Origin of the sequence: Streptomyces sp. SLBN-8D4 (assembly GCF_049739545.1) — a bacterium.
Taxonomy (GTDB): domain Bacteria; phylum Actinomycetota; class Actinomycetes; order Streptomycetales; family Streptomycetaceae; genus Streptomyces; species Streptomyces canus_C.
The window spans coordinates 6449129-6469086 of record NZ_JBMGQC010000001.1; the positions used below are offsets into that span (position 1 = coordinate 6449129).

At 69.8% G+C, this 19958-nt stretch carries 14 protein-coding genes and 1 pseudogene; 14 read left to right on the top strand and 1 reads right to left on the bottom strand.

Annotated features, from left to right (window positions below):
* The first annotated feature begins 14 nt into the window (after positions 1-14).
* The 14 genes and pseudogenes from RKD20_RS29230 (at position 15) to RKD20_RS29295 (ending at position 17709) form a co-directional block, all read left to right on the top strand.
* A complete protein-coding gene (locus tag RKD20_RS29230; RefSeq protein ID WP_351993280.1) occupies positions 15-1082 on the top strand; it encodes a glucose-1-phosphate thymidylyltransferase in 1068 nt (355 codons plus the stop codon).
* The gene (gene rfbB / locus RKD20_RS29235) at positions 1079-2065 is read left to right on the top strand and encodes a dTDP-glucose 4,6-dehydratase (protein WP_020116357.1); all 987 of its coding nucleotides are present in this window, start codon (positions 1079-1081) and stop codon (positions 2063-2065) included. Before RKD20_RS29230 ends, rfbB begins: the two co-directional genes overlap by 4 nt.
* A complete protein-coding gene (gene rfbD / locus RKD20_RS29240; RefSeq protein ID WP_424880306.1) occupies positions 2062-2958 on the top strand; it encodes a dTDP-4-dehydrorhamnose reductase in 897 nt (298 codons plus the stop codon). The genes rfbB and rfbD overlap by 4 nt, the downstream gene beginning before the upstream one ends.
* Positions 2955-4955, top strand: a complete 2001-nt coding sequence (locus RKD20_RS29245) for a glycosyltransferase family 2 protein (RefSeq protein WP_424880307.1) — start codon at positions 2955-2957, stop codon at positions 4953-4955. Before rfbD ends, RKD20_RS29245 begins: the two co-directional genes overlap by 4 nt.
* A gap of 8 nt (positions 4956-4963) precedes the next feature.
* Positions 4964-5557 carry a dTDP-4-dehydrorhamnose 3,5-epimerase gene (gene rfbC / locus RKD20_RS29250; protein WP_424880308.1) on the top strand — a complete coding sequence of 198 codons (594 nt, stop codon included), beginning with the start codon at positions 4964-4966 and terminating at the stop codon, positions 5555-5557.
* A 206-nt stretch (positions 5558-5763) separates the two neighbouring features.
* Positions 5764-6084: a 50S ribosomal protein L21 gene (gene rplU / locus RKD20_RS29255; RefSeq protein ID WP_007381993.1), complete on the top strand. Its 321-nt coding sequence runs from the start codon at positions 5764-5766 to the stop codon at positions 6082-6084.
* A gap of 14 nt (positions 6085-6098) precedes the next feature.
* Positions 6099-6353, top strand: coding sequence for a 50S ribosomal protein L27 (rpmA, locus tag RKD20_RS29260; RefSeq protein ID WP_007381992.1), 255 nt, complete (start codon positions 6099-6101; stop codon positions 6351-6353).
* A gap of 134 nt (positions 6354-6487) precedes the next feature.
* Positions 6488-7924, top strand: a complete 1437-nt coding sequence (gene obgE, locus RKD20_RS29265) for a GTPase ObgE (RefSeq protein ID WP_359427661.1) — start codon at positions 6488-6490, stop codon at positions 7922-7924.
* A 101-nt stretch (positions 7925-8025) separates the two neighbouring features.
* Positions 8026-9545, top strand: a pseudogene (locus RKD20_RS29270) (FG-GAP and VCBS repeat-containing protein).
* 202 nt (positions 9546-9747) lie between these two features.
* Positions 9748-11298 carry an alkaline phosphatase D family protein gene (locus RKD20_RS29275; protein WP_424880309.1) on the top strand — a complete coding sequence of 517 codons (1551 nt, stop codon included), beginning with the start codon at positions 9748-9750 and terminating at the stop codon, positions 11296-11298.
* Positions 11299-11389: 91 nt separating this feature from the next.
* On the top strand, positions 11390-12553 hold the full coding sequence (locus tag RKD20_RS29280) for a hypothetical protein (protein ID WP_424880310.1): 1164 nt from the start codon (positions 11390-11392) through the stop codon (positions 12551-12553).
* A gap of 144 nt (positions 12554-12697) precedes the next feature.
* Positions 12698-14197, top strand: coding sequence for a D-ribitol-5-phosphate cytidylyltransferase (locus RKD20_RS29285; protein ID WP_424880311.1), 1500 nt, complete (start codon positions 12698-12700; stop codon positions 14195-14197).
* Between the two features lie 130 nt (positions 14198-14327).
* Entirely contained in the window at positions 14328-16409 is a 2082-nt protein-coding gene (locus RKD20_RS29290; protein ID WP_424880312.1) for a hypothetical protein, read from the top strand.
* Positions 16410-16518: 109 nt separating this feature from the next.
* The gene (locus RKD20_RS29295) at positions 16519-17709 is read left to right on the top strand and encodes a glycosyltransferase family 2 protein (protein ID WP_424880313.1); all 1191 of its coding nucleotides are present in this window, start codon (positions 16519-16521) and stop codon (positions 17707-17709) included.
* Positions 17710-17763: 54 nt separating this feature from the next.
* On the opposite strand, the gene RKD20_RS29300 is transcribed toward RKD20_RS29295, so the two are convergent.
* A complete protein-coding gene (locus RKD20_RS29300; protein ID WP_424880314.1) occupies positions 17764-19698 on the bottom strand; it encodes a hypothetical protein in 1935 nt (644 codons plus the stop codon).
* Positions 19699-19958 lie beyond the last annotated feature (260 nt).

Here is a 19958-nt window from a genome sequence, read left to right on the forward strand (position 1 = left end):
AAATAGGGACTTTCGTGAAGGCTCTCGTGCTCTCCGGGGGAGCGGGCACCCGCCTCCGCCCGATCACCCACACCTCCGCCAAGCAGTTGGTGCCGGTCGCCAACAAGCCGGTGCTGTTCTACGGACTGGAGGCGATCGCCGAGGCCGGGATCAGCGAGGTCGGCATCGTCGTCGGCGACACCGCGGACGAGATCCGCGCGGCGGTCGGTGACGGCTCCCAGTTCGGGATCAAGGTCACCTACATCCCGCAGGACGCGCCGCTGGGCCTGGCCCACGCCGTCCTCATCGCGCAGGAGTTCCTCGGTGACGAGGACTTCGTCATGTACCTCGGCGACAACTTCATCGTCGGTGGCATCACCGGTCTGGTGGACGAGTTCCGCGCCGAGCGGCCCGAGGCGCAGATCCTGCTGACCCGCGTCCCCAACCCCACCTCCTTCGGTGTCGCCGAACTCGACGGCGAGGGCCGCGTGGTGGGCCTGGAGGAGAAGCCGAAGCAGCCCAAGAGCGACCTGGCACTCGTCGGTGTCTACCTCTTCACCCCGGCCATACACGAAGCCGTCCGCTCCATCGAGCCGTCCTGGCGCGGCGAGCTGGAGATCACCCATGCGATCCAGTGGCTGATCGACCAGAAGCGTGACGTCCGCTCCACGACCATCTCCGGCTACTGGAAGGACACCGGCAACGTCACCGACATGCTGGAGGTCAACCGGTCGGTCCTGGAGACCGTCGATCCGGTGAACGAGGGCACGGTCGACGAGAGCAGCGAGATCATCGGCCGGGTCCGCATCGAGGCGGGCGCCAGCGTCAGTGGCAGCCGGATCGTCGGTCCTGCCATCATCGGTGCCGGCACGGTGGTCAACGACGCGTACATCGGTCCGTTCACGTCCGTCTCGGAGGACTGCCGGATCGAGGACAGCGAAATCGAGTACTCCATCGTGCTGCGCGGCTCGTCCGTGACCGGCGTGCGCCGCGTGGAGGCCTCGCTCATCGGACGTGACGTCGAGGTCACGCCCGCGCCCCGTAACCCCAAGGCACACCGGCTCGTGCTCGGTGATCACAGCAAGGTGCAGATCTCTTCATGACCACTCGGATTCTGGTGACCGGCGGTGCCGGCTTCATCGGCTCGCACTACGTCCGTACCGTGCTCGGCCCCGAGGGGCCCGGTGACGTCTCGGTCACCGTCCTCGACAAGCTGACCTACGCGGGCAACCCGGCCAACCTCGACGAGGTGCGCGAGCACCCCGGCTTCGCCTTCGTGCAGGGCGACATCTGCGACCCCGAGCTGGTCGGCAAGCTGATGGCCGAGCACGACCAGGTGGTGCACTTCGCCGCCGAGTCGCACGTCGACCGTTCCATCGACGGGGGCGCCGAGTTCGTGCGCACCAACGTGGTCGGCACCCACACCCTCATCGACGCGGCCCACCGCGCGGGCATCAAGACCTTCGTGCACATCTCCACCGACGAGGTCTACGGCTCGATCGACGAGGGCTCCTGGCCCGAGACGCACCCGCTGGAGCCCAACTCGCCGTACTCCTCGGCGAAGGCGTCCAGCGACCTGATCGCGCTGTCGTACCACCGCACCCACGGCCTGGACGTGCGCGTGACCCGCTGCTCCAACAACTACGGGCACCACCACTTCCCCGAGAAGGTCATCCCGCTCTTCGTGACCAACCTCCTCGACGGCAAGAAGGTCCCGCTGTACGGCGACGGCGGCAACGTCCGCGACTGGCTGCACATCGACGACCACGTCCAGGGCATCGAGCTCGTGCGCACCAAGGGACGCGCCGGCGAGGTCTACAACATCGGCGGCGGCACCGAGCTCTCCAACAAGGAGCTCACCGGGCTGCTGCTGAAGGCGTGCGGCGCCGACTGGGAGACCAGCGTCGAGTACGTCGAGGACCGCAAGGGCCACGACCGCCGTTACTCCGTCGACTGCACGAAGATCCGCGAGGAGCTCGGCTACGAGCCCCGCAAGAGCTTCGAGCAGGGCCTCGCCGAGACCGTGCAGTGGTACCGCGACAACCGCGCCTGGTGGGAGCCGCTGAAGGAGCGGGCCGCGCTGTGACCGACAACCGCACCTGGCTGGTCACGGGCGCGGGCGGCATGCTGGGCCAGGACGTCCTGGCCCGGCTGGCCCAGTCGGGGGAGCGGTTCGTCGCCCTCGACCGCAAGGCGCTGGACCTCACCGACGCCGACGCCGTGAGCGCGGCCCTCGAAGAGCACCGGCCCGCCGTGGTCGTCAACTGCGCCGCCTGGACCGCCGTCGACGACGCCGAGACCCGTGAGGACGAGGCGCTCGCCATCAACGGCGACGGGCCGCGCAATCTCGCCGAGGCCTGCGCCCGCACCGGCGCCGTCCTGCTGCACGTCTCCACGGACTACGTGTTCGCCGGGGACGCTCAGGAGCCGTACGCGGAGGACGCCCCGACCGCGCCCCGCAGCGCCTACGGCCGCACCAAGCTCGCCGGCGAGAAGGCGGTCCTCGGGACCGAGCGTGGGTACGTCGTGCGCACCGCCTGGCTGTACGGCACCGGTGGCCCCAACTTCGTCAAGACGATGATCAAGCTGGAGGGCGTCAAGGACACCCTGGACGTCGTCGACGACCAGCGTGGCCAGCCCACCTGGAGCGCCGATCTCGCGGGTCTGCTGGTCGAGCTGGGCCTCGGCGCCCTGGCCGGCACCGCCCCGGCCGGCGTCTACCACGGCACCAGCTCCGGCGAGACCACCTGGCACGGCTTCACCCAGGAGATCTTCCGCCTGCTCGGCACCGACCCGGACCGGGTCCGCCCCACCACCAGCGCCGCGTTCGTACGCCCCGCCCCCCGTCCCGCCTACAGCGTCCTCGGTCACGGCCGGTTCGCCGAGGCCGGCATCGAGCCGCTGCGCGACTGGCGCGCGGCTCTCACCGAGGCCTTCCCGGAGATCCACCGGGTCCATCTGAAGGAGAACACGGCGTGACGGTCAAGGTCAGCGTCGTCATCGCGGTCTACAACCCCGGCAAGTACGTCGAGGACTGCATCACGGGCCTGCTCCGGCAGAGCCTGACCCCGGACGAGTTCGAGGTCTTCTTCGTCAACGACGGGTCCACCGACGAGACGCCGGCCCGCCTGGACCAGCTCGCCGCCGAGCACCCGCACTTCCACGTCATCCACCAGGAGTCCTCCGGCTGGTCGGGCAGGCCCCGCAACACCGGCATCGAGGCCGCCCAGGGCGAGTACGTCATGTTCGTCGACCACGACGACTGGCTCGGCGACGAGGCCCTTGAGCGGATGTACGACTACGGCAAGGCCAACGAGGCCGATGTGGTCGTCGGGAAGATGGCGGGCATCGGCCGCCCGGTCCCGCAGGAGCTGTTCCGGGTCAACCGGCCGCGCGCCACCGTCGCCGACGCGCCGCTGATCGACAGCCTCACCCCGCACAAGATGTTCCGGCGGGAGTTCCTCAACGAGCACGGGATCCGTTTCAAGGAGGGTCGCCGCCGCCTTGAGGACCACGTCTTCGTCGTGGAGACCTATCTGCGCGCGAAGAACGTCTCCGTGCTCGGCGACTACCTGTGCTACTACCACATCACCCGTGACGACGGCTCCAACGCCGGCTTCCAGCGCTTCGACCCGGTCGGCTACTTCGGCAACCTGCGCGAGGCCCTCGACGTCGTCGAGTCGCTGACCGAGCCCGGCGCGCTGCGCGACAAGCTGTTCAGCCGCTGGCTGCGCAACGAGATGGTCGAGCGGCTGCGCGGCCAGCGCCTCCTGAAGCTCCCCGAGGACTACGCCGAGGAGCTGTACACCGAGATCCACAAGGTGGTCACCGAGCGCTTCGGGCCCGGTGTCGTCGCCCGTCTCGGCCTCACCCAGAAGGTGGTCGCCGGGCTGGTCTTCGCCGACCGCTACCAGGACATCCGCACGCTCGCCGAGTGGGAGGCCCAGATCAAGCCCACCGGCGAGCTCACCTCGCTGGAGTGGCGGGACGGCACCCTGCACGTCGGCTTCGACTCCGAACTGCACATCGGCGACGAGCCGATGAGCTTCCGTCAGGAGGGCGAGCGCCGGCTGCTCGGTCTGCCGCTGTCCGACGAGGCCGTCAAGGCCCTCGACGACCAGGGCATCAAGCTGGACGCCCCGCTCGCCAAGAGCGATGTGGACCTGGTGGTCCGGCACCGCGAGGACGCCCGGCAGTTCTACCTGCCCGTGAAGAGCGAGCTGCACGAGATCGCGTCCGGGGACGGGGTCCTCCGCCAGCGGATCTCCGCCCGCGCCGAGCTCGACCCCGAGACCGCGGCCTCCGGCGCCCCGCTCGACAAAGGCATCTGGGACCTGCACCTCAGGATCAAGTCCTGCGGCTGGAGCAAGGAGACCCGGCTCGGCGCGGTGCGCGGCGAGGACGTCGAGGCCGGCCGCCTGGCCGCCCTCACCGGCGAGGCCCAGCGGCTCGTCCTGCCGTACTGGACCGACGGACCGGGCAACCTCTCGCTCGACGTCGACCAGCACACCAACAAGCTGGAGGGCGAGGCGGTCGCCTTCATGCCGCCCGCCGAGGGAACCGTCGAGGGTTCCGCCGTACGGCTGCCCCTGCCGCTGCACATCGCCGCGACCGGCGGGGACACCGTCCAGCTGCGCTTCGAGCGCAAGAACGTCGGCAAGTACCCGGCCGACGCCACCCTGGACGGCCGTATCGCCACCGCCACGCTGCCGCTGGAGAAGCTCACCGGCATGCGCTGGGCGGTCCGGGTCGGCGTGCCCTCCGCGGCCCGCGGTGAGCGCAAGTGGACCCGGCTCCCCGTGGACGTCGTGGTGGACGCCGACGGCGCCGCCAAGGTGATCGACCGGCACACGCCGTCCGCCACGAAGAAGGCCGCTCCGAGCGCCCCCAAGAAGAAGGCCGCCGCGCCGCGCCCGCTGTGGCGCCGGGCTGCCGGGCGTATCAAGCGCGCCCTGACCAACCAGAAGAAGGGCTGAGACCCCCGATGCGACCCCTTTCCATCACCGGTGCCTGGGTGTTCGAGCCGAAGGTCTTCCCCGACGGCCGGGGCAGCTTCCACGAGTGGTTCAAGGCCCCCGTCTTCGCGGAGGCCGCGGGCCACTCGCTCGGGCTGGCCCAGGCCAACATGTCGGTCTCCAGCCGGGGCACCCTGCGCGGCATCCACTTCGCCGACGTGCCGCCCGGGCAGGCCAAGTACGTCAAGTGCGTGCGCGGCGCGGTCCTCGACGTGATCGTGGACATCCGGGTGGGCTCGCCCACCTTCGGCCAGTGGGAGATCGTCCGCCTCGACGACCAGGACCACCACGCCGTCTACCTCTCCGAGGGACTCGGCCACGGGTTCATGGCGCTCACCGACGACGCCACCGTGGTCTACCTGTGCTCGGAGGGCTACGCGCCCGAGCGTGAGCACGGCATCCACCCGCTCGACCCGGAGATCGGCATCGAGTGGCCCGACGGGGTCGCCCCGCTGCTCTCGCCCAAGGACGAGCAGGCGCCCACCCTGGCCGAGGCCCGTGAGCAGGGGCTGCTGCCCTCCTACGAGGAGTGCGTGGCGTACCGGGAGAGCCTCGGCTCCTGACGCGTGGGTTTGAACGCGACGGGGCCCGGTTTGACCCGTTCGGCCGCGGCCCCGTAACCTAGACCGTCGGCGTGTCCACTGGTGACACGCCACATCCCCGTAAACCTCTTCCTCTCGGGTCGCTGTTCTGGCCGGGAGAGGCCGCTCGTTCTGCCGGGCGGCTGGACTGCGGGGGTGCCGTTCCCGAGCGAGAGAGTGAGATCCGCGTGTACGCCATCGTGCGCAGCGGTGGTCGCCAGCACAAGGTTGCTGTCGGCGACATCGTTGAGGTTGACAAGATTTCCACTGCCAAGGTTGGCGACACGGTCGAGCTCTCGACCCTGCTCGTTGTCGACGGCGACGCTGTGACCAGCGACCCGTGGGTCCTGGCCGGCATCAAGGTCCAGGCCGAGGTCGTGGACCACCACAAGGGCGTCAAGATCGACATCCTTCGCTACAAGAACAAGACCGGCTACCGCCGTCGTCAGGGCCACCGCCAGCAGTACACGGCGATCAAGGTCACTGAGATCCCCGCGGCTGCGAAGTAAGGGACTGAGGAGAGATGGCACACAAGAAGGGCGCATCGTCCACCCGTAACGGTCGTGACTCCAACGCTCAGCGCCTCGGCGTGAAGCGCTTCGGTGGTCAGGTCGTCAACGCGGGCGAGATCCTGGTCCGCCAGCGCGGTACCCACTTCCACCCGGGTGCGGGCGTCGGCCGTGGCGGCGACGACACGCTGTTCGCGCTGAACGCCGGTGCGGTGGAGTTCGGTACCCACCGTGGCCGCAAGGTCGTGAACATCGTTCCGGTCGCCTGAAGCATCAGGTAACTGATTCAGGCAGCTGATCGGAAGCTTTCGCGAGGCGGACCTCACTTCCCTGGTGGGAAGGCGGGTCCGCCTTTCGCGTGTTACTGAAGTAGTACTCGTACCGTTTTTGGAGGCACCGAACCATGACCACCTTCGTGGACCGCGTCGAACTGCATGTCGCCGCGGGTAACGGAGGTCACGGCTGTGCCTCCGTCCACCGGGAGAAGTTCAAGCCGCTCGGCGGTCCCGACGGCGGAAACGGCGGACGGGGCGGCGACGTCATCCTGACCGTCGACCAGTCCGTCACCACGCTGCTCGACTACCACCACTCCCCGCATCGCAAGGCCACCAACGGCAAGCCCGGTGAGGGCGGCAACCGCTCCGGCAAGGACGGCCAGGACCTGGTCCTGCCGGTGCCGGACGGCACCGTCGTCCTCGACCGGCAGGGCAACGTCCTCGCCGACCTGGTCGGGCACGGCACGTCCTACGTCGCCGCCCAGGGCGGCCGCGGCGGCCTCGGCAACGCGGCGCTGGCCTCAGCCCGCCGCAAGGCCCCCGGGTTCGCGCTGCTCGGCGTGCCCGGCGACCTCCAGGACATCGTCCTGGAGCTCAAGACGGTCGCCGACGTGGCGCTGGTCGGCTACCCGAGCGCGGGCAAGTCCTCGCTGATCTCGGTGCTGAGCGCGGCCAAGCCGAAGATCGCCGACTACCCCTTCACCACGCTGGTCCCGAACCTGGGCGTGGTCACCGCGGGCGACACCGTCTACACCATCGCCGACGTGCCGGGCCTGATCCCGGGCGCCAGTCAGGGCAAGGGCCTCGGCCTCGAGTTCCTGCGGCACGTGGAGCGCTGCAGCGTCCTCGTGCACGTCCTGGACACCGCCACGCTGGAGTCCGACCGCGACCCGGTCTCCGACCTCGACATCATCGAGGCGGAGCTCAAGGAGTACGGCGGCCTCGGCAACCGTCCCCGCATCGTCGTCCTGAACAAGATCGACGTACCGGACGGCAAGGACCTCGCCGAGATGGTGCGGCCCGATCTGGAGGCGCGCGGCTACCGCGTCTTCGAGGTGTCCGCCGTCGCCCACATGGGGCTGAAGGAGCTGTCCTTCGCGCTCGCCGACCTGGTCGGCACGGCGCGGGCCGCGAGGCCCAAGGAGGAGGCGACCCGGATCGTCATCCGGCCCAAGGCCGTGGACGACGCGGGCTTCACCGTGGTCCGCGAGGAGGACGGGCTGTTCCGGGTGCGCGGCGAGAAGCCGGAGCGCTGGGTGCGGCAGACCGACTTCAGTAACGACGAGGCCGTCGGCTACCTCGCCGACCGCCTCAACCGCCTCGGTGTGGAGCAGGAGTTGATGAAGGCGGGCGCCCGTTCGGGCGACGGCGTCGCCATCGGCCCCGAGGACAACGCCGTCGTCTTCGACTGGGAGCCGACCGTCATGGCCGGCGCCGAGATGCTCGGCCGGCGCGGCGAGGACCACCGCTTCGAGGAGCCCAGGCCCGCCGCCCAGCGCCGACGCGACAAGCAGGCCGAACGGGACGAGGCGGCCCAGGAGTTCGACGACTTCGAACCCTTCTGAGTGAACGCCGGGTGACGTCCCGTCATCCGTGAGGGCAACCAACCGTCCCTCCTGTGAGTCGTACGGAGCAATCCGTACAACCGTCACAGGAGGGACGCGGCATGCGCGTACGACGAAGAGGGTGGCGCACGGGACTCGCCGTCGTCCTGGCGGTCGGGGGTGGGGTCGCCCTGCCCGCCACCGCGGGGGCCGCGGCAGCTCCTCACCAGGTGCGGGACGACTTCAACGGGGACGGCTACGCGGACCTCGCGGTGGCCGCGCCCGACGGGACCGTCGCGGGGCGGGCGAAGGCCGGTTTCGTCGGCGTGCTGTACGGCTCGGCGAGCGGCCTGAAGTCCTCGACGAAGCAGGTGTTCAGCCAGAACACGGCGGGCGTCCCGGGCGGTTCCGAGGCGGGCGACCGCTTCGGCAGCGCGCTCACCACCGCCGACCTGGACCGGGACGGGTACTCCGACCTGATCGTGGGCGTGGGCGGCGAGGACGGCGGCGCCGGCCGGGTGCAGGTCGTCTGGGGCGGTGCCCGCGGTCTGGCGGGCGGTGCCACCCTCGCCTCCGGTGCGGCCGGCGACCGGCTCGGCGCCCAGGGCCACCTCGCTGCGGCCGACGTCGACGGGGACGGCGCGACCGATCTGCTGACGGCGGTGGACCGGTACGGCCTGGTGGCGACCGGCGGCCCCTTCACCCGCTCCGGCGCGGCCACCGGGGAGCGCCAGGTGGTGCGGGACAGGTACGACAGCCGCGTCCTCGACCTCGACGTCGGCGACCTCAACGGTGACGGGATCACCGACGTCGTGGCCGCCCAGACCGGCACCGACACCTTCGACTCCCGGCGGGTCGCGTACTGGTGGGGCACCAAGGACGGCCTCACGCCCTGGACCCTGGTCTGGGACATCGACGGCGCCGCGCTCCAGGGCGGCGAGAACCTCGCGGTCGGGGACGTGAACCGGGACGGCTACGCCGACATCGTGGGTGGGCCGGGCCGTCGACGGCTACGAGAGCGACCACGACGCCTACCGGGCCAAGGGCGGCCGGGTCACCTGGATACCCGGCACCTCGGGCGCTCCCGACGGAGTGGCGGAGCAGGCCGTCAACCAGGACAGCCCCGGCGTGCCCGGCACCGCCGAGAAGGGCGACCGCTTCGGCACCGACGTGCAGCTCGCGGACGTCGACGGGGACGGCTTCCTCGACGTGGTCACCGGCGTGCCCGGCGAGGACCTGGGCCCCGCCACCGCACCGAACTCCGTCAAGGACGCCGGCGCGGTCGTCGTGCTGAGCGGCCGGGCCGACGGGCTGACCGGGGCGGGCTCCCACCAGGTGGTCACGCAGGACAGTCCGGGGGTCCCGGGGGCCACCGAGAAGGGCGACGCCTTCGGCGGGGCCGTCCATGTGGGTGACGCGAACGGCGACGGACTGGCCGACGTCGCGGTCGGCGCGCCCGGCGAGAACGCTGGTGCGGGGTCCGTGTGGTCCCTTCCGGTCCCGGGGCCAGTACGTCGTCTCGCCGGGTGGGGTGCCGATTCCGGCCACCGTTCTGGGGCCTGACGGCACGTTCACCTTCGGCCACACCCTCCTCGGCACCACCGCGGCGAAGGCCCGTCTGGGCTCGGAATTCGCCAACTAGAACCCAAAAGATCGTCAGTCGGCAGTGTCCTGAAGGCCGTTGCGCCGGGATCACGTTCATCATGTGATATCCGAGTCGCAACGGCTCTTCTGTTGTCTACCTATTTGTCATGCACGCGAACACTCTGGTTCAACGCACGGATCACCCCGAAGCGTGAGCTTCCAGGGTGCCCAAGAGGTCAGCGACGTAAGGGAGTTCGCCCATGTACGGAGCAGCATCACCCGGCCGACGCCGCTTTCTGACCGCCGGTGCCGCCGTGCTCGGCGCCGCCGCCTCCGCCCAGCTGTGGCTGCCGGGCACCGCGCGAGCGGCGGAGCCCCCGCTCCCCGACGGAGTGTTCAGCCTCGGCGTGGCCTCCGGTGACCCGCTGCCGGACGGCATCGTGCTGTGGACCCGGCTCGCCCCCGATCCGCTGAACGGCGGAGGCATGCCCGACCGGGTGGTGCCGGTCGAATGGGAGCTCGCCGAGGACCAGCGCTTCAGAAAGGTGGTCCGCCGCGGCACCGCCCAGGCCCTGCCCGCGTACGGGCACAGCGTCCACGTCGACGTACGGGGACTGCGCGCGGGCCGTGTGTACTGGTACCGCTTCCGCGCCGACGGCCAGCTCTCGCGCACCGGCCGCACCCGCACCGCCCCCGCCCCGCACAGCTCCGGCGGCAGCCTCCGGGTCGCGCTCGCCTCCTGCCAGAACTGGCAGAACGGCTACTTCACGCCGTACGCCGACATGCTGGACCAGGACCCGGACGTCGTGCTGTTCGTCGGCGACTACATCTACGAGTCGGCGCCGTCCTCGGCGGGCCCGCGCCGGCACGAGGGCACGGGGGAGCCGTACACCCTCGCGCAGTACCGCAACCGGTACGCCCAGTACCGCACCGACCCGGACCTCGCCGAGATCCACGCGAGCACGCCCTGGGTGGTCACCTTCGACGACCACGAGGTCGACAACGACTGGGCGGGGGAGATCCCGCAGGACCCCGCCAAGCAGCCGCACGACGCGTTCGTGGCCCGGATCACGGCGGCCTTCCAGGCGTACTACGAGCACATGCCGGTGCGCGCCACCGCCGTCCCGAACGGCCCGCACATCCAGATGTACCGGCGCCTGGAGTTCGGCCGGCTGGTCCGGCTGAACGTGCTCGACACCCGGCAGTTCCGCAGCGACCAGGTCACCAGCCACGCGGCCGCGCAGGACCCCTCGCTCACCATGCTCGGCGCCGAGCAGAAGCAGTGGCTCCTGGACGGGCTGCACGGCTCACCGGCCCGCTGGAACCTCATCGCCTCGCAGATCATGATGGCCGAGACCGACATCCTGCCCGGCGAGGGCAAGCTCTGGTACTACGACGCCTGGGACGGCTACCAGGTCGAACGCAACGCCCTCCTGGAAGAGTTCCGGAGCGTGCGCAACCCGGTCGTGCTCTCCGGGGACCGCCACCTCACGATGATCAGCGACCTCAAGGAGGACTACGCCGACCCGTCCTCCCGGGTCGTCGGCGCCGAGTTCGTCGGTACGTCCATCTCCAGCAACGGCGACCAGGACCAGGCCGCCTTCCACGCCCAGTGGGACCCGCTGATGGCGGACAACCCGCACTGGAAGTTCATCGACGCCCACCGCGGCTACCACCTCTTCGACATCGACCGGTACGGCATCGACGCGCAGGTCAGGGCCGTGGACACGGTGGTCAGGCCGGAGGCGACGGCGAGCACGCTGACGCAGCTGCGGGTGGACGCGGGCAAGCCGGGGGTAAGGCCCGCGTGAGCGCGGGTCGCCTGAGAGGGGCGTGCTCCTCAGCGCAGTCCCACGCTCCTCTCAGGTGACACTCAGGCACTTCTCTTACCGTCCTCCGACTATGGAGACGGACTGTACGAGAGACGACCTTCCGGTGAGCGGGGTGACCGCTCCGCTGCCCGTCGGCACGCGCCTGCTGCACATCGGCCCCCACAAGACCGGCACGACCGCCGTCCAGGGCGCGCTGTTCGCGGCGAAGGACCAGCTGCCCGAGCACGGCGTCGTCTTCCCGGCGCACAGCAGGCACCCCATGGAAGCCGCCCTGGCCGCGTGCGCGAGGCCCGCGATGATGGGCGACACCGCGCCCACCGAGAAGCACTGGACGCGGCTGCTGGAACAGGTCGGGGCCACCGGCGCGAAGACCTCGGTGATCAGCAGCGAGTTCTTCGCCGACGCCGAGGACGACGACACGGTCGCGCGGATCGTCGAGCAGCTCGGCGGGGACCGCTTGCACGTGCTGGTCACGCTGCGGCCGCTGGTGCGGATCATGCCCTCGCAGTGGCAGCAGTACGTGCAGAACGGCCTGCGCATGGGCTACGAGGACTGGCTCACCCACATGCTGCGGAAGGCGCCGTACGAGCAGCCCAACCCCACCTTCTGGCGCCGCCACCGGCACGACCGGCTCGTGGCGCGCTGGATGCGGGCGGTCGGTCCCGAGCGGATCACCGTCGTCGTGGTCGACGACCGCGACCGTGGTGGCCTGCTGCGCACTTTCGAACAGCTCCTCGGGCTTCCCGAGAATCTCCTCCAGCCCGTCCCGGACGCCGCGAATCGTTCTCTTACTCTCGCCGAGACCGAAATGCTGCGGAATCTTAACAAGCAATTCCGCGGCAATGGACTGCCCGACGAGTTGTATTCCAGGCTCGTCCGCAACGGTGCCGTCATGCATATGAAGAACGCGTGCAGTCCCTCGCCCGAGGACGTGAAGATCCTCACTCCGAAGTGGGCCGTGGAAGCCGCTGCCGGGATCGGCGCCGAGATGGCCCGGAACATCGCGGACACGGGCGTGCGGATCGTCGGTGACCCAGGTCTCCTGTCCGCCGTACCGAAGCCGCCCGCGCCGGCCGGGATCCCCGCGCCGCGGATCTCCCCGGAGGTGGCGGCCCAGGCGCTGTACGGGGCGCTCGCCTCGGCGGCCAAGGCGCGTACGGTGCACCAGACGTCGTCGAAGGAGCTGATGCGGGTACTCGGACACCGGTGCCTGAAGAAGCTGCGCCGGCGCTGAACTCCCGCACGGTCGTCGTTACCGGCAGTGCAAGATGAATGACAGGTAGCGCGTACATATGCAGTGAACGGCGGTCACCTTGCACAGCGGTAACCGCAAGTGGGACCATTTCCCCGTTCCCTGTCGCCCCGAGGTAGGTCTTCTGTGTCCCAGCACATCGCCAAGCCCCGTACCACCGCAGTGATCCTGGCCGGTGGTACCGGTCAGCGCGTGGGTCTCTCGATCCCCAAGCAGCTGCTGAAGATCGCCGGCAAGGCAGTCATCGAGCACACCCTGACCACCTTTGAGAAGGCCGACTCCATCGACGACATCATCGTCCTGATGGCGCCCGGCTACGTGCCCGACATAGAGAAGATCGTCGCCAAGGCCGGGTTCACGAAGGTCAAGAAGATCATCGAGGGTGGCTCCACCCGGAACGAGACCACCGAGCGCGCCATCGAGGCCCTCGGCGAGGGCCTGGCCGAGGGCGAGGACCTCAACGTCCTGTTCCACGACGCCGTGCGCCCGCTGCTCTCGCGGCGCGTGATCGACGACTGCGTGGTCGCCCTCGAGCGCTACCAGGCCGTCGACGTCGCGATCCCGTCCGCGGACACGATCATCGTCACGCGCAAGCACGGCGACGACGGCGAGTTCATCACCGAGATCCCGGACCGCTCCCGGCTGCGCCGCGGCCAGACCCCGCAGGCCTTCAAGCTGTCCACCATCAAGCGCGCCTACGAGGTCGCCGCCGGTGACCCCAACTTCCAGGCCACGGACGACTGTTCGGTCGTGCTCAAGTACCTGCCGGACGTGCCGATCCACGTCGTCGCGGGTGACGAGTACAACATGAAGGTCACCCAGCCCGTCGACGTCTTCATCGCCGACAAGCTCTTCCAGCTCGCCTCGACCGCCGCTCCCGAGCAGGTCAGCGACGAGGCCTACCGCGAGCTCCTCACCGGCAAGACCGTCGTCGTCTTCGGCGGCTCCTACGGCATCGGCAAGGACATCGGCGAGCTCGCCGAGGCCTACGGCGCCAAGGTGTACGCGCTGGGCCGCTCCACCACCGGCACCCACGTCGAGAACCCGGAGGAGGTCGACGACGCGCTGTCCAAGGCGTACGCCGAGACCGGGCGCATCGACTACGTCGTCAACACCGCGGGCGTGCTGCGCATCGGCAAGCTGGCGGAGACCGACAACGCCACCATCGAGGAGGCGCTGAAGGTCAACTACCTGGCCCCGGTGCAGATCGCGCGCTCCTCGTACAAGTACCTGGCGGAGACCAAGGGCCAGCTGCTGCTGTACACCTCCAGCAGCTACACCCGCGGCCGCGCCGAGTACAGCCTGTACTCCTCGACCAAGGCGGCGATGGTCAACCTCACGCAGGCCCTGTCCGACGAATGGGCGGGTGACGGCGTCCGGGTGAACTGCATCAACCCCGAGCGCACCGCCACGCCCATGCGCACCAAGGCCTTCGGGCAGGAGCCCGCGGGCAGCCTGCTGTCCTCCGAGGCGGTGGCCCGCACCTCGCTCGACGTGCTGCTCTCCGAGCTGACCGGTCATGTCATCGACGTCCGCCAGCAGGACCCGACGGCCTCCGCGGGCCAGGCCTCCGGCTTCGAGGCCGCGCTGGCGAGTGTCCTGGACCGTCAGGACGGCGTGGCATAATCAGGGACAATTAGTTTTCGGTAAATTCAGGCCTCTGTGGCTGCCCGTTCCTGGTGCATTCACAGGGGCCTGAAGCCTTAAGCACCGTTAATTCGTAAACAACCGGCATCCCTCCCAGAGCAGGTTTTCAGTGATAAGCACTGCTATTCGCGTCGCCCGGGTGGGCAGCGCGGCCGAGCTGGCCGCGGCGGTCCTCATGCTGGCGGGTTTCCCCGCCATAATGGTGGCCGCGCTCATCCCGAGCGTCCCCGCCTTCGCGGCCGCGACCGCGGTCACGTACCTTGCGGACCACTATCTGCACCGCCAGGGCAGTTATCTGATCAACCGCCTCAGCAAGGTGCGCGCCGGACTGTCGATCCGCTTCCTGATCAGACAGCTCCTGCTGATCCTGCTGCTGGCCCGGCTCGACCTCTCCAACAACCTGATCTTCTACGGCGCCACCGCCTGCTTCATCGCGTTCTACGGCCTCCAGGCCCCGCACGGCGCGCTGGTCACCCTGATCCGCAACCGCCGCCGGCTTCCGGTCGCCACCCGCAACGTCGACCTGGCCTCCCGCATCCGCATCCCGGACGCCCCGCCGCTGGGCCTGCTGAACCGGTCGGCCGAGAAGATGCTCCACCTCGACCTCGCGGCCGTGGTCGGCATACTCGTCGCCGCAGCGATGGACTCGGCCCTGCCGGGCTTCATCGGCATCGGCGTGACGATAGTGCTCGGCTCCCTGTATGTCCTCGCGCTGATGCCGTACGTGCGGGGCAAGAAGGTCCCGCCGAACGCGGACAAGGTGCTCGCCAAGGTCGACGAATGGCTGCGCGACTACCAGCCGGAGACGGTGCTCTACTTCTCCGGCTCCAAGGACTCCGTCTACCAGGTCAACATGTGGCTGGAGACCATGGAGCAGCTGGACTCCCGGCCGCTGATCATCCTGCGGGAGCGCGTCATCCTGCAGAACCTCGCGCCCACCACGGTCCCCGTCATCTGCGTGCCCGGAGGGGTGCACCTGATGAACATGGACCTGTCCACGGTGCGCGTCGCGCTGTACGCGGCGAACGTCGGCAAGAACATCCACCTGCTGCGCGTGCCCACCATGAAGCACGTCTTCATCGGCCACGGCGACAGCGACAAGCTGGCGAGCGTCAACCCGTTCAGCAAGGCCTACGACGAGGTGTGGGTGGCCGGCCGGGCCGGCCGCGACCGCTACGCCATCGCCGACGTCGGTGTCCGCGACGAGGACATCGTCGAGGTGGGCCGCCCGCAGCTGGCGCCGATCCAGAACGGGCAGGGCGTGCCCGAGGATCCCCGCGGCGGAGCCGCTGATGGATACTGCCCGACCGTGCTCTACGCGCCCACCTGGGAGGGCTGGGACGGCAACCCGGGCAACACCTCGCTGATGCTGGCCGGTGAGAACATCGTGAAGAAGCTGCTGAAGGCCGACCCGCCGGTCCGCGTCCTCTACAAGCCGCACCCCTTCACCGGCACGGTTCTGCCCAAGGCGGGCGCCGCGCACCAGAAGGTCACCGCGCTGATCGAGAAGGCCGCCGCCGAGCGCGCCACGGACCCCCGCTTCCAGGCCGACGCGACCGCGTCGGCCGCGGCCAAGGCCGAGCTCGCCCGCATCGAGGCGCGGCTCGCCGTCCTGGTCGGCAGCGGCGGCGAGAAGGGCGACGAGGCCGAGGCCACCCGTGACGGTGTGGTCGACGTGGCCAAGCACGAGGAGATCGCGCGGCTGCGCGGCGAGTGGAACGACGCGTACTGGCGTGCCTTCCCGGTGTGGGAGCACCGGGTGGTCACGGGCGCCGAACCGCGCCTCTACGACTGCTTCAACGTCTCCGACGCGATGGTCTCCGACATCTCCAGCGTGGTCTCCGACTTCATCGCGAGCGGCAAGCCGTACGCGGTCACGGACTCCGCGGAGCTGGGTGTGGAGGAGTTCAAGCGGCAGAACACCGCGGTGCGGGCCGCCACGATCCTGTCCAACAAGGCCACCGAGCTGGGCGAGCTGCTGGACGCGGTCCGCGACCCGGCGGCCGACCTGCTGGCCGAGGACCGGGTGGAGCTCAAGCAGTACCTGCTCGGACCGGACGAGCCCACGTCCATCGAGCAGTTCAACACCGCGGTGGCCAACCTCGCGATCAAGGCCGAGGCGCGCAACGTCGGCCAGGAGTCACGGGCGGCGGCCTCCGCGGCGGAGGCCGAGGCCACGACCAAGGCCTGACCTCCCCTTCGTAAAGAAAGGGCCCGGTTTTCGGGGGTGATCCCGAAAACCGGGCCCTTCCTGCGTACCCCTGGGCGTCGGAACAACCCACCGCGCCCAGGGGGGAACAGTGTCCCTTGCCCAGCCTGATGTGACCGTGGTCATCGGGGCCTACGAGGCGATGCCGTACCTGGTCGACTGCCTGGCCTCCGTCGAGACGCAGACGATCGGCCACGCCCGCGTCGAGGTCATCGCGGTCGACGACGGCTCGGCGGACGGCACCGGCACGTACCTGGAGGAGTTCGCCGCGCGCACGTCACTCGACGTCACGGTGATCCGGCAGGACAACTCCGGCGGCCCCAGCGGCCCGCGCAACGTCGGACTGGGCAAGGCGACCGGGCGGTACGTCTTCTTCCTCGACGCCGACGACCGGCTCGGCCCCGAGGCCCTGGAGCGGATGGTCGCGATGGCCGACCGCAACGGCACGGACGTCGTCCTCGGCCGGGTCGAGGGCGTCAACCGCAAGCCGCCGACGTCGATGTGGGGGCAGACCCTGGAGCGCACCGACGTCTTCTCCTCCAACATCAAGTTCACGCTGAGCGCGCAGAAGCTGTTCCGCCGCGCGTTCCTCGAACGGCACAGCATGCGCTTCGACGAGTCCCTGTGGACCGGCGAGGACGCCCTGTTCACCATGGAGGCCTATCTGCGGGCCGACGGCGTATCCGTGATCGCCGACCACACCTGCTACTACCTGGTGGGCCGCGAGGACGGCAAGCACGTCACCAGGACCGGCAGCCACACTCTGCGCTTCGACTCCGCGCGCGCCCTGATGAACCTGGTCGCCGACATGGTCCCGCAGGGCGCGAGACGCGACGCACTGATGGTCCGGCCCTTCCTCGTCACCCTGCTCCCGCAGTTCGGTCCGAAGTTCCTGAAGGACGGCGAGGCGGTGCGCCAGGAGAAGCTGGAGCTGGCGAAGCCCCTGGTGGACGCCTACTGGACGGGCGAGGTGGGCCACCGTCTCCGCGTCCACGAACGTCTGCGGCTCCAGCTGGTGGCGATGGGCCGCCCGGACCTCCTGGTGGAGGTCCTGGAGTTCATGAGGGCCAAGAAGATCCCTCAGCCGGTGCTGGAGAAGGGCGGCCGCCGGGTGTATTTCGCCTACCCGCACTTCCGGGACAACGCGACGGGCCTCCCGGACTCCCTCTATCTGGCCGAGCCGAGGGAGGCCCGGGAGGTGGCGGGCTACCGGGAGGTGGGGGCGGACCAGTTGCTGCGGCGGGCGTTCCGAAAGGCACGCAGGGTGCTGGCGACCCCCTAGGGGCGCGGGGCTGGGTCGATCAGATGCTCCGCCCCGCAGGCGCGACCGGCGCCGTCAGGCGAGCGGGGCCAGCAGGTCCTCGGCGCGTTCCGCCGTCGACCGGTCGGCCAGGTCATTGACGGCCGCGTTGAACCGCTCCATGGAGGTCGGACGGTCCGGGCCCAGCACGTACTCCTTGAGCGTGCGGCGCCGCGCGGCCATGGGGTCGTGCAGGGGCTCGCGGACCGAGCGCAGGATCTCCGGCAGCCGGGTGCAGGCCCGGTCGAGCAGATAGGCGCCGCCCGCGGTGGTGTAGGCGGCCCGGAACTCCTCGTCGGGCAGGTCCTGGGCGTTGGTCAGGACGTACGGCTTGAGGCTGGCCACGAAGTCGGCGACCACCGAGGAGACGTCGCTGACGAGGAGGTCCGCCTGGTTGAAGCACTCGTACAGGGTGGGGAGCTGTTCGAGGATCACGTGGTGCCGGGCGCCGCTCCGGCTCGCCCAGAAGATCCGGTGCCACTCGTCCCGAAGCTCCTGCCACTCGGCCGCGCCGTCCCCGTCCGGGACCCGCGCGTCCCGCAACTGCTGGGCGTCGTCGCCCTCGTGGCGGCCGGACATCTCGTCCAGCCGGGCCCGGATCTCCTGGAGCCGGGCTCCGGCGGCCTCCGAGGCCTCCGCGCCCTTCTTCTCGTCGCCCCGCAACAGCTCCCTGATGGTCCGGTCCGCGGCGGCCGCCTCGGGCGAGCGCTTGCCGGTGAGGGGGTGCGGCTTGTAGATGATCCGCACGTTCTCCGCGAGGAGCCCCTCGATCAGCGGTACGCCCATCGTGATCAGGGAGGTGTGGCAGTCGTCGTCGCTCCAGCCTTCCCAGGTGGGCGCGTAGAGGACGACGGGCACCGGGCCGGGGACGTGCTCGGCGTGCGAGCGGACCGGGGCCAGCTGCGGGCGGCCCACCTCCACGATGGCCTCGTCACTGATGGCGTGCCGCACCCTCTGGTAGCGGTCCCGGCCCGCCTTTCCGGCCACCCAGATCTCGTCGTACACCTTGCTGACCCGGTTGCTGCTGGCAAGCTTGTCGCTGTCGCCGTGGCCGATGAAGACGTGCTTGGCCTCGGCGACCCGCAGCATGTGGACGTTCTTGCCGGCGTTGCCGGGGTAGAGCACGACCTGGACGCCGGACAGGTCCACCTCGGCCAGGTCGTCGGCCTTGGGCACGCAGACCACGGGGATGCGGGTCCGGGCGAGGAAGCGGAACGAGGCCCGCTCGCGCAGGACGATCACCGGGCGCCGGTCGAGCTGCTCCAGCGTCTCGATCCACATGTTGACCTGGTACATGAAGTCCCGCGACACCGCGGCGAAGCTGAAGTACAGGGCCACCTCGGGCCGGTACGCGGCCAGTTGGCGGTTGACCTCGCCGATCACCGCGTCCCGGCCGGGCATCCGGCGGACCGCGCGGAGCTGTCCCAGCAGGGCCGCCAGGGCGACCGAGGCGGCGCCGATGGTCAGCGCGTAACCGGCGTAGGCGGCATACCAGGCTCCGGTGGCCAGCGCGGTGATCAGTCCCGCGTGGGCCGGCAGATCGAGGTGGAGGAGCTTGCGCAGGAAACGCCGGTAGAGCCAGGCGGGCGGCCGTTCGGGTATGTCGATGCCGCTCATGTCGAGATTGCGCACGACCACCGGCAGCACGCGCCGCCTGCGGATCGCGTGATGCAGCGCCGAATACATCATCACCAGCAGGAAATGGGCGCTGAGAACGGCCAGTCCGGTGATCAGCACCGTGTCCGGGGCGTCCGTCCGGTCGGCCAGGGCGAGCAGCATCAGCGTCCGTACGGCGAACCGCATCGTGCGGCTGAGCTGCAGTGTCGCAAGGCGGCGGACGAATCCCGGGGCCCTCGTGTGCAGTGCCTCGTCGGCCAGATACGTCACGGCCCACGCCGCCGTGAACCCCCGTAGCGACGGCAGCAGCGCCAGGACGGGGAGCGCCGCGAAACCGGCGGCGAAAAGGATCACCAGGAGAAGTTCGGTTTTCCCGCGAACGCGCAGGACGGCGCACAGCCGACGGATGTTCATGGCCGGTTCGACACGGGTGGATGGCTGATGGTTGTACATCCGAATGTCGGAAAGAATTCACTTCCGATTAATGGGAGGGTGTACTTCCGCTTTTCTCGGAACGGGAACCGGACGGCTCCCCGAAGGCGTCCGGTATCGGGTCCGGGGATCGGACGGATGCGCGTCGCCGCGTCCCCTTCGCGTACATTGCGGGCGAGGTA